General features: G+C 43.3%; 8 protein-coding genes. 4 read left to right on the plus strand and 4 right to left on the minus strand.

Going from position 1 to position 16,679, the window contains the following annotated elements:
- Positions 1 to 76: 76 nt before the first annotated feature.
- From BLR84_RS11980 to BLR84_RS11995, 4 genes are all read right to left on the minus strand, one after another.
- Entirely contained in the window at positions 77 to 1,918 is a 1,842-nt protein-coding gene (locus tag BLR84_RS11980; RefSeq protein ID WP_090469248.1) for a glycoside hydrolase family 2 protein, read from the minus strand.
- A gap of 88 nt (positions 1,919 to 2,006) precedes the next feature.
- Positions 2,007 to 2,708 (minus strand): DUF3823 domain-containing protein, encoded by a 702-nt coding sequence (locus BLR84_RS11985; RefSeq protein ID WP_090468209.1) that lies wholly within the window; start codon positions 2,706 to 2,708, stop codon positions 2,007 to 2,009.
- Positions 2,709 to 2,732: 24 nt separating this feature from the next.
- Complete coding sequence (locus BLR84_RS11990) at positions 2,733 to 4,637, minus strand: RagB/SusD family nutrient uptake outer membrane protein (RefSeq protein WP_090469251.1); 1,905 nt, start codon at positions 4,635 to 4,637, stop codon at positions 2,733 to 2,735.
- Positions 4,638 to 4,747: 110 nt separating this feature from the next.
- Complete coding sequence (locus BLR84_RS11995; protein WP_090468211.1) at positions 4,748 to 7,978, minus strand: SusC/RagA family TonB-linked outer membrane protein; 3,231 nt, start codon at positions 7,976 to 7,978, stop codon at positions 4,748 to 4,750.
- Positions 7,979 to 8,170: 192 nt separating this feature from the next.
- Between BLR84_RS11995 and BLR84_RS12000 the strand changes: the two genes are divergently transcribed.
- From BLR84_RS12000 to BLR84_RS12015, 4 genes are all read left to right on the plus strand, one after another.
- A complete protein-coding gene (locus BLR84_RS12000; RefSeq protein WP_255366922.1) occupies positions 8,171 to 12,169 on the plus strand; it encodes a hybrid sensor histidine kinase/response regulator transcription factor in 3,999 nt (1,332 codons plus the stop codon).
- 19 nt (positions 12,170 to 12,188) lie between these two features.
- Positions 12,189 to 13,220, plus strand: coding sequence for a glycoside hydrolase family 43 protein (locus BLR84_RS12005; protein ID WP_090468215.1), 1,032 nt, complete (start codon positions 12,189 to 12,191; stop codon positions 13,218 to 13,220).
- A 584-nt stretch (positions 13,221 to 13,804) separates the two neighbouring features.
- A complete protein-coding gene (locus tag BLR84_RS12010) occupies positions 13,805 to 14,401 on the plus strand; it encodes a short chain dehydrogenase (RefSeq protein ID WP_090468216.1) in 597 nt (198 codons plus the stop codon).
- Between the two features lie 358 nt (positions 14,402 to 14,759).
- Entirely contained in the window at positions 14,760 to 16,673 is a 1,914-nt protein-coding gene (locus tag BLR84_RS12015) for an AMP-dependent synthetase/ligase (protein WP_090468219.1), read from the plus strand.
- Positions 16,674 to 16,679: the final 6 nt, after the last annotated feature.

Here is a 16,679-nt window from a genome sequence, read left to right on the forward strand (position 1 = left end):
ATACTAAAGCTGTGGTGAGGCAAAAACTTGTTTTAATAATATTAATCTTATTTTTAAAGCGCATAATCAGCGTTATTTATTTTACTAAAGATGGATCGTACAGTTTGCTATTCACTTTTTGCAGTGATTCAACAGGCATTTTAATCACTTTACGATCATAGGTCATAAAACCGTTTACTTCACCCTCCACATCGGTAGTTTGCGTGTATACCGCGGCTGAAAGACCTAATTTGATCAACTCCTGCAACCTATCAGTAAACGAAGCATATTTTTTAAACAGATCATCGCCATTCTTAAAATTCTGATATCCCCAGTTTTTATTAGCCTGCCAGGTATGGCCTTCCACTGGCCAGCCTAAGCCGCCAAACTCACCCAATACTACGGCCTGCGTTTTACCAAAGATCTCGGCACGAGGCATAGCAGGGTGTGGGTAGTTATGTAAGTCGACAATATTACCGGTAGCATAAAAATTACCACCGCTGGCGCTGTTCACCAGGCGGGATGGGTCTTTTTTCATTGTCCATTCGGTGATCTCCACCGTTTTAAACTGGCCCCAGGCTTCGTTAAAGGGCGTCCAAACTACAATGCACGGGTAGTTGTATAAGGCGTTGATGATGGCGTTCCATTCTTTGCGGTAATAACCCTCAGATTCGGGCGTACGTTGCTGATCTGTGGCACGGTCATACACACCGGGGCGGTTTTCCCAATGATTACCTAAATCGCCACTGGGCATATCCTGCCAAAGCAGCATGCCGATTTTATCGCAATAAGCATAGTAACGGGCAGGTTCAACCTTGATGTGCTTACGGATCATATTAAAGCCCATTGCCTTCAGCTTATCAATGTCAAAGCTCATGGCCTCATAAGTTGGCGGGGTGTATAAACCATCGGGCCACCAGCCCTGGTCAAGCGGGCCGTATTCAAATACGAATTTGTTATTCAGTAGCATACGCTGTACACCATTAGCATCGGTACCTAATGAGATCTTGCGCATGGCGAAATAGCTTTTCACTTCGTCAACCGGTTTATTATTCCTGATAAGCGCTACCCGAAGATCATACAGAAAAGGATCTGTAGTCGACCATAGTTTCTCATTCTTAATATCCAGCACAGCGGTTGCACCGGCATCCACAATCTTTTCATCAACCTGTGTCTGACCGTCCCAGGCGCTAATCTTTAATTGATCACCAGGCTGGCTATTGGTAACTTCGGCCGAAACCGAAAGGGTGTGATCGTCAATATTGGGTGTTTGTTTGGTCGCTTCAATATGCGTTTTGGCTACACTCTCCAACCAAACGGTTTGCCAGATCCCGGTAACCGGAGTATACCAGATCCCCTCAGGCTTTTTAACCTGTTTGCCGCGCGGCTGCGGACCATCATCCGTTGGATCCCAAACGCTTACTTTAATTTCCTGTTTCGAACCACCTTTTAAATAAGGAGTTATATTGAAGGTAAAGGGATCGAAACCGCCTTCGTGTATTCCGGCACTTTTGCCGTTAACAAATACTTCGGTGCGCCAGTCTACCGCACCAAAGTGCAGTAAAATGTCTTTTCCTTTGATGGTTTTATTAAGGGTTATACTTGTTTTATACCACAGCATACTATCCTTGCCTACTGTTTTGCCCACCCCAGATAATGCCGATTCGACAGCAAAAGGTACCAGTATCTTTCCCTCATATTTAGCGGGGCCTGCTATTGCTTTAGGTACTATAGCATAGTCCCACAAACCATTCAGGTTTTGCCAGTTGGGGCGTACCAATTGCGGTCGTGGATACTCCGGCAAAGGTCCTTTCGGGTCAACTTTTTCGGCCCAGGGCGTGGTGATCCTGTCCTTAATCAAATGCCAGTCGCTTTGCTGTGCACCGGCCGACAGGGAAGCGGAAATTAAAAGAGATAAGCAAAAATTCAGTTTTTTCATCAGGGATGATGTGTAATGGTATATGGAATTAAGATTTATTTGATAAAGATAAGGGGCCATTGCTAAGTATGGCCCCTTTAAATTGTAATTAATAAGATACTTTAACTACCGGCGAAAATATCATGTCCTCTACCCCGGCTATCCGGATGCCAACACGGGCATAAACATAGTTTTGCGTTACCGGGAATGAAGGTATAGCCACGTTTAAAGATACATTAGCAGGATCGGTAATGGCTCCGCCATCCAGATCAGCTTCTGCCGCGTGGTCACCTGGCGATACAAACTGGGTTTTGTTTACAAATAAACTTACCGTTTGTATGTTCTTTGCGGAGGCATCTGTGATCACTTTTTCGATGCTAAAGTTGGCCGTGATCTTACCGCTGGCAGCAGTTAATTGCGCGTTCCTGATCATATAATAAGGAGTCACCTCAATGTTTACGGTTTGGTCGCCATTCAGGGCGATATTGATCGTATCCCTTCCTCCGGATGGAAGCTCTTTCCATTGAAAAGGTCCCTGTCCGCCCGGAATGGTGAATTTGTAATTACCGTTGAAGGTTAATACAGAGTAACTGCCATCCTGGTCAAATGTACCGCTGATAGGCGTATTACCTTTATAACCTGTTTGATAAAGCTGAAAAGGAACCTGGTTATACTCCACACCAATGGGCGAGCCTTTGTACATTAACTGCCCGTTCAACTTAACCGAGGGCGGTTTAACATTATCCAGTTTACAGCCCGCGGCCGAAAGTAGGAGGATAAATAGGGCTATGTGATGAAATTTGATTTTCATGATCTTTGAATTATAATAATTGACTTATTGATTTGGTTGTCTCTTAATTTTTGGATTGGCAGATATAATACCATCGTTAATTTGTGAATAGTAATTACCCAACCTGAAATTAAGAACACCAGTTACCGGCGATGGTAAAACCTCCCTGAATACCCATTTGCCATCATTCGGGCTACCCGGACTATAATATTTATAAGGATACAGGCCCCATGGCTGTGTGTTTCTTTTTGTTGCCGAGCTGATATTGCTGGTTAGGTCGTTTAAACTTTCCGGATTGCCATCCCAAACTTTGGTGGCTATTCTCCAGCGTTTCATATCAAACAGTACATGCCCTTCAAATGAAAGCTCCGCACGGCGCTCATGAACTATACGATCAAAAGTGATATCACCGGCAGTTAGAGGTGTGGTTAAACCTGCACGGGCCCTTACCTGGTTCATATAAAGCGTAGCATCACTGGTTTGCCCTAATTCGAAAGCGGCTTCCGCGGCATTTAATAGAACCTCGGCATAACGGTAACGGATAAAGTTAACATCGCTTTGACGCCCCCTGCGACCAGATCCCGTTGCTGGGTCAAGATACTTACGGACATAAAAACCGGTTTGAGTACGTAACGGTTCGCCGGTTGGTGTAGGACCATCTTTACCTACAACCTGTACCTGCTCAGAGCTACCGGGCAGCGCGGCATAGTGTGTAGCATCGTCGCTGCTGATGATATTACCGTTAGATAACAGATAACCACCCCATATATCGATGTATGCTGTTTTCCAGAAAAAGTGCGGCAGCATTACGGTACCGGCTAAACGGGCATCCCTACCCGCAAACGGATCCTGCTGATCTGCATAATAGATCGGGTTGCCTGCCCCGTCTTTAGTAGCTATCGGTGCAAAGGTGTTATCCAGTTTTTCAAATGACTGCACCAGGTTTAAGGAAGGATCTAAACGACCGGCATCCGAAGCCTCGTCTGATACGGAATAAGGTTGATCATTAGTAGTAAATGAATGTACTTTACCGGCGAGAGCTTTGAAATCCTCCACCCAAATTGATTCCTGGTTTACGCTGCTTTTATCTAAAAATATAGCGGCAAAATTGTCGGAGAGATTGGGCAGTACCTGGTATAATTTATATGATCCGGCAGAGCCGCTGATGATCTCTTTTGCCGCGGCCAGGGCTTTGGTATAGTAGCCTGAAGCCATGCTTGATGGAATACCAACCTCACCACCGGATAAGGAAACCTGCGGTGTTGTGGCACCGTATTTTGCGATAGAGCCTGCATATAAGGCAGCTCTTGCTTCCATAGCCAGGGCCGCTGCTTTGGTGGCTCTTGATTTTTCAGTTGGATCTGAGGGTAATAAACCTTTGATCGCTTCGGCTTCGCTGATCACAAAATCATAGATATCAGATTCTTTGGAACGTGGAAATTGTAAGCCGATTACATTACCGCTATTATCATAAGTAAGTGTTTGGGTGATCAAAGGAACACCGCCCATTCTTTTAACCATTTCAAAGTAGTAGGTGGCACGTAAAAAACGCCCTTCGGCCAGGAAACGGCTTTTGTCAGCGGCTAACAGTTTGGTGGAAGCGGTTACATTATCAATAAACAAGTTAAGGTCGCGTACATACCCGTAATCCCAGGTACCCCAGGTGCCATAATCCCATGATCGGTTTTGCACAAAGCCGTATTGTCCATTATCTGAAGGGAATGATTCTCCAAAATCGGCAAAGGTTGTCCAGCCGTTATCCAGGCTCGAAAAGTCAAGCACCCGGTTATACAGATCGCCCAATACAGATAATACCAGTGCCGGATCTGAAAAAACCACATCGGTAGTGACCACTGATTTTGGCGGCACATTTAAAAAATCGCTATCTTTTTTGCATGATTCCGCGCTTATCAGTACCGAAATCATTGCTATTGTGAATATCTTTTTCATTAGAACAATTTGTTTTTTAAGGGCAATGAAGCTATCAGGAGCTATATTTATTTTGTTTTTTGAGCGGCAGCTCATGATGGTTTCATTGAATATTTTACTTAATGTTTTTATTAAAAGGTTAGGTTAACACCAAAGTTGTAAACCCTGCTTTGCGGCGTTTGCAAACCGTTATCGTCATTAACCTCCGGGTCAACTCCATACTGACGCAGGTTATCTATAGAAAACAGGTTGTATACGTTGGCGTAGAATCTCGCCCTTTTAATTTTCACCTTCGCTAACAGGTCTTTGGGTAACGAGTAACCTATTTCAATTGTCCTGGCCCGTAAATATTTCACATTGTGTAACCAGAAAGTAGAGTTTGCAGAGTAGTCATAATGATTAGTGCCCACATTGTTCCGGTTCACCGGGTATTTACCAGACACCCAGGTACTGTTCACATCATTAGGGTTGCTCAGGTGCCAGCTATCCAGGAAAATGGTATTTAAGTTGCCATTATTCTGGAAAGCCCATCTCGATTCCCAGTTTTGGCTCCATGAATAACCAGAACCACCAGAGAAGTCGGCGTGAAAATCAAAACCTTTATAAGCCAGACCCAATGAAAAGCCAAAATTTATGTTAGGTTGCGCACCCAGGCCATAACCAATGGGGCGAGTATCGTTACCGTCAATTTTACCATCGCCATTTTGATCTTTGTAGATCAAATCGCCGGGTAATACGGTGCTGTTACCTTTTCCGTCTTCATTTATTTTATAAGCATTGATCTGGTCGGCTGAGGTAAATTGTCCGATAACCTGGTATCCCCAGAAAATATTAGCGGTACGGTTATTTTGTGAGCGGAAGTACTCATCCAAAGAGTTACTAAAAGGAGTATCAGCAAAAATCCCTGTTTTTTTGCGGCTATAAGAGAAATTTCCGCCAATGTTGTAGCTTACTTCGCCAATTCTGTTGTTATAAGCCAGGGATATTTCAGCGCCGCGTTGCGAGTCGGTATTTTCATTGATGCCGGGTAAACCAAAGCCTACTTCATTCGGCAGCACTACGCTATAATTGTTTCCAACAATGCCGGTACGTGATCTTTTAAAATACTCAATAGCACCGGTTAACTTGTTATTCAACATACTGAAATCGGCACCTACGTTAAATATTTTACTTTTCATCCAGGATACATTAGTAACCGGGATACCTTTATTAATTGATGTTGAAACCGGGTTGCCATCCAATATAGCTACGTTACCGGCGGCACCATTTGCGTAATTATAGCCAGACAGATAAGCATATGGAGTTACAATAGGTGTATTTCCGCTCGCGTCATAAGGGCTCCTGTCATCACCCAATACACCGTATGATGCCCTGAATTTCAAATCATTCAGGAAACTGTTATCACCCAGCAGTTTTTTCATAAAACCCTCATTGGTGATCCTCCATCCTACGGATACTCCAGGGAAATAACCTACCCGGTGAGCCGGGTCAAACAGATAGGATGCATCCCTTCTGCCCAATGCTTCTAAATAATAACGATTATCATAGTTATAATTTAAGCGGGCTACATAACCTATACGAGCCTCTGAATCGTCACTATCCTGGTACTGATCCATAGTTGGGAAATAGATCAGGGGCAGGTTATTTGATATGGGGTTAGCATGCAGCCAGTTCCTCAAGTGCTCTTTATGGATGCGTTCGTTAACCAACGTAGCGCCAATAGTGCTTTTACCAAACGTGTTATTATAGCTTAACTGAAGCTGGGTTGTAGTGCTAAGCTCTTTCCGTTGCTCACGCTCACGCCATGGGTTGGTAACAGCATGGGTTATATCATAATTACCGGTTTGTTGATTGTAGGTATAGGCGTTGTAAGTATACTCGTGGTTGTTTAGTAACTCATCGGCATAGTAATACGAATAGTCATACTTTGCGGTAAGGCCCTTTATCCCGGGGATAATATACTCGGCTTCAAAATTAGTTTGTAATACCCGCCAGTCTTGGTGCCAGACACCCGAAAGCTTATCATTTAAAAACGCGTAGTTTGCTTCGGTATGCGGACCGTTATCGCGCAAATAAGCTGGGTTGTCATTGGCATAAGGCCGATCTAAAGGGGTATTTTCCAAGATTCCCAGTTTTGCTAAGAAATAGTCGTCCCCACCAGGAACACCTGGATTTTCACGTGTTTCTATCCTACCATTAATATTCATGCTCACCGAAAGACCGGCTGCTACCCTTGCCTTTACGTTTGATTGAATATTGGTACGCCTGAAAAGATATTCGGCTCCAGCCGGTGAATTTTGATATAAACTGGTTCCTGCTACATAGTAGGTCACCCGATCGTTTCCCCCGGTAAAATCGGCATGGAACGAATTTAGCGGCGCGCCGGAATTTGCCAAAACAAATGGTTTCCAGTTAAAGCTCTGGTATCCGGGATCTGTACCTGCTTTATACTTTGCCAGCTCGGCATCGGTTATAGATGTACTACCATTGGTAATTACCTGTGCGGCGGCCAGAGCTTTCATATAATCGTAGGAATTGGTCAATACGTTTGGAAACCTGTCCCATGATTGGAATCCCAGGTAAGAGTCGACATTAATGCGACCTTCACCAGAACCTCTTTTTGTGGTTACCACTACCACACCATTACCAGCACGTACACCATAAATAGCCGCCGATGCATCTTTCAATACCGAAATACTTTCCACATCATTGGGTGCGAGGTTATTAAACTGCCCTTCATCCTGCTGAATTCCGTCGATTACGTATAATGGCGTACCCATATTACGGATCTGGACGCTGGCGCTGGCACCTGGTCGCCCTTCTGATTGTCTGAAGGTTACTCCAGGTATTTTGCCTGCTAAACCCGTACTAACGGTAGAACCACCATGCACGCGTTCAATATCCTTACTGGTTATGCTGGATATAGCACCTGTTATAGAGGCCCTTTTTTGCGTGCCGTAGCCCGTTACCACCACTTCCTGAAGCGACGAGTTATTTGATTTAAGACGGATAGCAATAACCGACCTGCCATTAGTCGGGATCTCGGCGGTTACAAAGCCAATATAACTCACAACCAAAATACTGTTGGCATCGGGAACATTGAGGGTAAATTTCCCTTTAATGTCGGTTGTTGTACCGGCCTGGGTTCCTTGCACACGGATAGCAACACCGGTAAGCATTTCGCCGGTGGTATCAGCTACCGTACCGCTTATCCTGAATTTATTTTGCGCGGATGCGAAGAACGGGGTAAATAGGTAAAACATAAAGAAAAAAGCAACTAATGCTAATTTTAGGTCCCATTTATTGGGCGGCCATTGCAAGCGGAAATACTCTACTTGTTTGAGTAGTAAAAATTTTCTCATAAATGATTTATTTAATTGGTTAAGTATTTAATTTAAAAATGTAGGTTTGACAGATTTAAATTATACCGTAAAGAAAAAGCATTTTCGCCCCACCTATTAACCAAATCATATCAATTATTAGTCAAAACGTATCATTTTTTACCGTAACGAAAACGCTTGCTGAGAATGGTTATATTTGCTTATTGAACGATTTTGAAACCTGTATTTTTAGCTTCTTTATTATTACTCCTGTCATTTAATATCTGCTGTGCACAATCGTACTATTTCAGACATTACCAGGTAGAACAGGGGTTGTCAAACAATACCGTTTACTGCATTGTGCAGGACAAACGCGGTTTTTTATGGCTCGGAACCAAGGATGGGCTCAACCGTTTTGATGGATATAGTTTTAAAACTTTCAGACACGATACCAAGGATAAAAAAAGCGTTTCCAGCAACATGATCCATGCTTTGTGTTTGGACAAGGATGGAAATTTATGGGTAGGTAATGATCAGGGGCTTGATCGTTATGACTTTAAAACCGAAACCTTCACACATATAAACGCTTCTAATACCGACGCAGTTAGGTGTATAGTAAATGATCAAAATAATAATTGCTGGTTTGTAGGCGGGCCTCTGTTGATGAAATATAATGGTAAAACAGGTAAAATATCAGATTACAAATCATTCCAGCATTTTGAAGCCACTTCCGTAGCTATCAATACTGATGGTACAGTATGGGTATCATCATCAATAGGTAATCTGGAAAAGTTAGACACCATAACTCATTCGTTTACAAGCTATAGCATGTTTAAAAACTCCAGGCCCGTAGCTTCAAACTTTATCGAAAAAATATATGAGGCCGGTGATAATAAGATATTTGTAGGCACGACCAATCAGGGTTTTAAAGAATTTGACTGTACAAATGGAAGATACCGAGATCTCCTGACCTACAATCCAAATAAAACTGAAATTTATGTGCGCGATTTCGTGAGATATACTGATCATGAATTTTGGATAGCTACAGAATCGGGCGTATTTATTTACGATACCCAAAAAAACTCATTTATCAACCTTAAAAAACATTTTAACGACCCCTATTCCATATCTGATAATGCTGTATATGCCGTTTACAAGGACGCGGAAGGGGGGCTTTGGGCGGGCACTTATTTTGGCGGAGTGAATTATTACCCCAAGCAATACTCCACCTTCAATAAGTTTTACCCAGGCTCAGATAAAACTGGTTTACAGGGTAATGTAGTCAGAGAAATTTGTAAAGATCAATACGGCAACCTGTGGATGGGGACAGAAGATAATGGACTGAACAAACTAAGCCCCAACAAACGAACCTGGACACATTACTCTCCGGGTGTTAGAAATAGCATATCAAATACCAACATACATGGTTTACTGGCCAACGGAAATGAGTTGTTTATCGGGACCTTTGAACGTGGACTTGATATTTTAGATATCCCAAGCGGTAAAGTCATAAGATATTACCTGGCAGGCGAAGCCCGGAACATGTTGAAAAGTAATTTCATAATTACTTTTTGTAAAACGCGCTCGGGTATAATTTTAGTTGGCACTACCCGGGGCTTATACAGATATAATAACGCTACAAAAGATTTCTCACTAATTAACGGTGTTCCGCCATATGACTTTATTTACTGCATTACAGAAGATCATAGCGGCAAGATCTGGGTGGGCACAGTACATGATGGTATTTACTATTATGATCCGGTTAAGGATACGGGCAGCAAACTAAATGATGTACATGCTATAACAAATACCCTCAACAGCAGTACCGTTAACGGATTGTTTGAGGATAGCGATCATCAATTGTGGTTTGCGACTGAAGGTTTGGGGTTGTGGAATTATAATCCAATTCAAAAAAGCTATAAATTTTACAACTTAAACAATGGTTTTCCAAGTAACTATGTTTTCAGAATATTAGAAGACAATGAAAAAAATCTTTGGATAAGCACCACCCGTGGCCTTGTGTCCCTAAACATCACCACCAGAAATATAAAAATCTACACAAAAGCTAGTGGCTTGTTAAGCGATCAGTTTAACTATAACTCCGCCTTCGAGGACACTGATGGCACTATGTATTTTGGTTGTGTAAGGGGCATGGTTAGCTTTAACCCTTCACAATTTAAAAAAAATGATTTTGTAGCGCCTGTTTATATTACCGGTATACAAGTACACAACCAGGAGATCTCCGTTAACGGCAGCGATTCTTTACTACACCGGTCAATCATCTGTACCAAACAGCTCAGCCTAAATCATAACCAGTCCTCATTCAGTATTGATTTCGCGGCATTGAGTTATCCCTCGCCCGAGATGACCCAGTATAAATATATGATGAAGGGTCTTGATAAGAACTGGACTTTTTTAAAAACCAACCGTAAAGTATATTTCACCCAATTACAGCCGGGGCACTACACCTTTATTGTTAAGGCAGCCAATAACAATGGCTTATGGTTAACCAAAGAAGCAAGGCTCGAAATCACTATAACCCCTCCTTTCTGGGAAAGCATCTGGGCTTATATAATTTATCTGTTATTGATATTACTTGCTGTATATTACTTACTTAAGCAATACCACATTAAAACACGCGACAAGAACAAAAGGCTTATCGAGATACTGGAAAACGATAAGGAAAAGCAGATCTATAATGCCAAAATAGAGTTTTTTACTAATGTGGCCCATGAGATACGTACCCCGCTTACCTTGATAAAAGGGCCGATGGAAAAGGTGATCAAGAAAGCAGGCAGTGTTCCGGAGATACAGCACAACCTGCAGATCATGGAAAAAAACACCAATCGCTTGTTGGAACTGACCAATCAACTGCTTGATTTTCGAAAAACCGAAACCAATGGTTTTAGTCTCAGCTTTGTTAAAACGGATATCACCGAATTGCTTGCCGATACCTTTTTAAGGTTCAAACCCATGGCCGAACAGAAAAATATTCATTACGAATTTAAGCATCCCCCAAAAAACTTGTATGCTTATGTGGATATTGAGGCTTTCACCAAAATTATAAGCAACCTCATCAACAACGCCATCAAATATGGCCGCTCGGTGGTTGAAGTAGAATTATTGGAGCTTCAACCTGATGAGGGTACCTTTTCTATTGAGATCAGGAATAACGGGCACATCGTTCCTTACGAAATGCGCGAGAAAATATTTGAACCTTTCTTCCGTCTCAAAGAGTCTGAAAAACAGATTGGTACCGGCATCGGGCTCTCTCTTTCACGCTCCCTCACCGGGCTGCATAAAGGTGTATTGGTGCTTAGCAAACCTATTGATGATCTGAACACATTTTTGTTAACCCTACCGGTACACCAGGATGAGGAATTTGATCTGTACAATATACCCGACGATTATGAACTGACTGATAAAACCAAAGAGGAGGATTTTGACTTTATGAAACCAATTATACTTTTAGTGGATGATAACCCCGAAATACTCGATTTTATTTCGGACGACCTGAGCGAAAAATATTCGGTCATTAAAGCTTTGAACGGTCAGGAAGCCCTGGATATGATTGAAATTGAGAACATCCAGCTCATCATTAGCGATGTGATGATGCCTGTAATGGATGGCTTTGAACTATGCAAAAAAATAAAGACCAACTTTGATCATAGTCACATCCCCATCATACTGCTTACAGCCAAAAATACCCTGCAAAGTAAAATAGAAGGGCTTGAAGTAGGTGCCGATGCCTATATCGAAAAGCCTTTCTCGCCCGAGCATTTACAGGTGCAGATAGCCAACCTGTTGATTAACCGCAATAAGATACGGGAGCATTTTGCCAGTTCGCCGCTGGCCGGTATCAATACCATGGCTTACTCCAAGCCCGATGAAAGCTTCCTGGACCGGCTAAACGCAGCCATCATCAAAAACATCCAAAACCCCGAGCTTGATGTGGAGCAAATTGCCAGCTTAATGAACATGAGCAAACCTACCTTATATCGTAAGGTAAAAGCCATATCCAACCTCACCATTAACGAACTCATCAACATTACCCGGCTAAAAGCTGCCGCCAAGCTGCTGGAAGATGGCGATTATAAGATCTACGAAGTAGCTGCCATGGTGGGTTACAGTTCGCAATCGCACCTGGGGCGTAACTTCCTGAAACAGTTTGGCACTACCCCCACCGAGTATCAGCAAAACAAAAAAAACCTCAAGACCCGACCCGTTAATTAAACATCCTATACCACTATACATGAAAAAGTTATCCCTCACTTTTTACCTTTTCATACTAGCCATGATGAGCTGTTTAGCTCAAAATACCTTTACCAATCCCTTGCTGTCATCAGGTGCCGATCCATGGGTTATTTACCACAATGGTTATTATTACTATACCAACTCGACCGGTAGCAACCTGGTGATCTGGAAAACCAAACGGATCACTGATTTGAACAAGGCGGAGAAAAAAGTGATCTGGACACCGCCTGTAGGAACAACACATTCCAAAGAACTATGGGCTCCCGAACTCCATTTTTTGCAGGGTAAATGGTATATGTATTTTGCTGCCGATGATGGCGATAACAACCATCACCGTTTATACGTACTGGAAAACGCCTCTGCCGATCCGCTACAGGGCGAATGGACATTTAAAGGACAAATCGGCGACAGTACAAACAAATGGGCTATCGATGTTTCTGCATTTGAGAACAAGGGCCAGCTTTACCTGATATGGGCCGGCTGGGAGGGTGATACCAACGGTCAGCAGAACATTTATATTGCCAAAATGAAGGATCCCTATACCGTAAGCAGTCAACGGGTTAAAATATCAAGTCCGGAGTATCCCTGGGAAAAATATGGCGACCTCCATGACGACAAAAATCCGGCCCATGTCAACGTGAATGAAGGCCCGGAGATATTGAAACATGGCAACAAACTGTTCCTGATATACTCAGCAAGCGGTTGCTGGACAGATTATTATGCACTCGGTATGCTAAGCACCAGCGCCAACAGCAATTTGCTTGATGCCGCCTCCTGGAGAAAATCACCGGAGCCGGTTTTTAAACAGTCGCCGGAGAATGGGGTTTATGCGCCGGGGCACAATTCATTTTTTAAATCGCCAAATGGTAAGGAGGACTGGATCTTATACCATGCCAATTCTAAACCCGGTCAGGGTTGCGGGCACGACCGCTCGCCACGGGCACAAAAATTCACCTGGAATAAAGATGGTTCGCCAAATTTTGGTGTGCCCCTGAAAGCGGGAGAGCCTTTACCGGTGCCGGCAGAGTAAAAACTTTTTAAACCTTGAATTTTAACAAATTTCTGCCCGAAAACGGGGTAAAAACAGGCAAAAACTCATTCAAAAACATCGATTTTAACACTTTTTAACAAATTTTAACACGGTTTTGATGCGTTTTTGAAACTTTAAAAAGTATTAATTTACTGATTATCAAATAACTAAACACAAAATAGTATTTTTTTGACCTTATTTTGTCTTAACCAAACAGCCCGGTAGTCCAAAAAAGGAGACCGGGCTGTGTTGTATATACAATATACGAAAAGTTATTGGAAGATTTAGTGGCGGAGTTTTGTCTGGTTGAACACTACCAACTTACCCTGGCATCCCTCCACTAGCGGCTGAAAGTGAGACTAAGAATCCCTCCGCGCGTCATTGCGAGGAGGAACGACGTGGCAATCCCCTACTTACAGAGCGCCCCTACTAATTGGGGATTGCCACGCTTCGCTCCAATGACGTTATTTTTGTCGGGTCATTTTTTTGACACCATTATCATTTTTCTTTCAAACATTATCCTTAAACTACAATGTTTTATATTTAAACCCAAACCATTAACATCTAAATAAACACACATCCTTATGAAAATAATTATTGTTGGCGCCAGCGGCACCATTGGTAAAAAAGTAACCGAGGCCCTTCGCGGCGAAAATGAGATCATTACCGCGGGCTCCAAAAGCGGCGATATACAGGTGGATATTACCAGTTCCGAATCTATCAAAGCATTTTACAAACAAACAGGTGGTTTTGACGCCCTGGTGAGTGTTACTGGCAGCGCGCATTTTGGCCCGCTCAATACCATGACTGCTAAAGATTTTGATATCGGTTTGCAAAACAAATTGCTGGGCCAGGTAAACCTGGTACTCATCGGTCAGCATTATATCAACCCCAAAGGGTCGTTCACCCTCACATCCGGTATCCTGTCTGATGATCCCATTGTACTGGGCGCTAACCTGAGCGCGGTGAACGGGGGAATCAACGCGTTTGCTAAAGCTGCCGCCATTGAGCTGGAAAACGGGGTACGTATCAACGCCATCAGCGCGGGCGTGGTTGAAGACGCTCCTGGCTATTTCCCTTACTTCCCGGGTCATATCCCCGTAACTATGGATAAAGTAGCTAATGCCTATTACAAAAGCGTATTTGGCGCTTTAACCGGGCAGGTGATACAGGTTTGGTAACCTCACCCCAACCCTCTCCAAAGGAGAGGGAGCTAGAATAAATATGCTAAGTAAAGTCCTCTCCTTTGGAGAGGATTTAGGTGAGGTCTACTCAAATTCACCCGCCTATCCAAGCGTCCGCGCTTGGATATTGTTTTTGGTAAGCGTCCACGCTTACTTTTTAATAACCTTAAGCGTGGACGCTTGAATCGGCGAATTCTTCACTCCGTTCAGAATGACAAATATTTTTTATGATTACGCGCTGCCTAATCCATCACATCAGCACCCCTCTCCCCCCAAAGCAAGGATATATACCATTTCATTTTAGTTTTAGGTTTAAAAAACATAAGTTTGATGTCTGTAAATCCTTTTTAATTTAATGAACCAGTTAATTGAATCGTCAACTGTTCCCGGCTTTATACGTAACGTTGTAGCCAATATCCATCCCGATAGTCATACTTTTTTAATGCACAAGGTAAAAGATACCTGGGTTGAAATCACCTATAAACAGGCATTAGAGAAAATTGACGCTATATCGGCCTGGTTCCTGCACATGGGTGTACAAAAAGGCGACCGTCTTTCGCTCATTATCGAGAACGGTCCGGATTATGTTTATTACGACCAGGCCCTGCAGCAGATAGGCGCCATCAACACCTCCATCTACCCTACACTTAGCGAAAGCGAGATAGAATATATCCTGAATGATTCGGGCGCTAAAGCCATCTTGGTGGGCAACCCTTTCCTGTTCCGGAAAGTCTCAAAAATTGCCAATAGCTGCGAATCGCTCATCCGCATTATACCGGCTTTTGACGATTTTGAAAAATACAGCGATAAAGTAAGCCTGAATGCCGGTGTGGTTGGCTTTGACCAGGTGATACAGGAAGGCCTTGCCCTGGTTGAGCAGTATAAGCATACTATTGCCGCCGCCCGCGAAGCTATTTTAACTACCGATATTTCTTGTTTGATCTATACTTCGGGCACTACGGGTATTCCTAAGGGGGTTATGTTGACGCACCATAACCTTACCCAAAATGTGATCAACAGTTTGATCCAGATCCCGTATATCGAAAAAACGGATCTGTTCCTGTCGTTCCTGCCGCTGTCGCACGTGTTTGAGCGTACAGCCACTTATCATATTTGCTTGTCGAAAGGTTGTACCATAGCCTTTGCACAAAGCCTGGAGCTGCTGGCCAAAAACATGGCCGAGGTTAAACCAACTGTATTGTGCTGCGTGCCGCGATTACTGGAACGCATCCATGATAAGGCTATCAAAAACGGTACATCTGGCGGAGGCGTAAAATCAAAAATATTCCTTTGGGCCCTGGAGATTGGTAAAAAATACCGGCTGGTTCAGGAAGCAGGCAAAAAATCCGGCATCATTTTAAAAAACCAGCATAAAATTGCCGAAAAGCTGGTATTCAGCAAGATCAAGGAGAAAACCGGCGGTCGCCTAAAGTTCATGGTATCGGGCGGGGGCGCTTTGCCACGCAACATCGGTGAGTTTTTTGGCGATCTGGGTATTGTGATCCTGGAAGGCTTTGGCTTAACAGAAACATCGCCGGTTATGGCCGTTACCGAATATCACCGGGTAATTTATGGCACGGTTGGCCGTATCATTCCGGGTATTGAGGTGGCTATTCAAAATGTGGAAACACAGCATATTTATACCATACAAACGCACGATAACTTTAAGGAAGACCTGCAATCGGAAGAAGGTGAGATCATTGTGCGCGGGCATTGCGTAATGAAAGGCTACTGGAACAAACCCGAAGAGACCGCTACTGTGATTGATAAGGACGGCTGGTTCCACACCGGCGATATCGGCAGGTTTTATCGTGGTAACCTGCAAATAACCGACCGTTTAAAAAATATGCTGGTAAATGCCTACGGTAAAAACATATACCCTACCCCGGTAGAGAACACATACCTCAAAAGCCCTAAAATTGAACAGATATTTTTAGTAGGCGATAAACGTGAGTACATCACGGCCATCATCGTACCATCGCGCGAAACCATGCAGGAAACTTTCGGACTTAAAGACGCGTTTTTTGAACAGCCCGATGTATTTATTGAAAATAAAGAACTGGTTGACTGGGTTGGCCAGGATTTGCGCAAACTGAGCCACGAACTGGCCAAGTTTGAGCGCATCAAAGCCTTCAAGGTAAAACGTAACCCCTTCAGCATGGACGATGGAGAGATAACCCCTACCATGAAAGCCAAACGCAAGGTGATCGAAAAGAAATACGCCGCAGATATTGACGAAATGTACCTTCAGGAAACGGAGGCTGACTAGACCGCT

The sequence above is a fragment of the Mucilaginibacter sp. OK268 genome (genome assembly GCF_900103125.1).
Taxonomy (GTDB): domain Bacteria; phylum Bacteroidota; class Bacteroidia; order Sphingobacteriales; family Sphingobacteriaceae; genus Mucilaginibacter.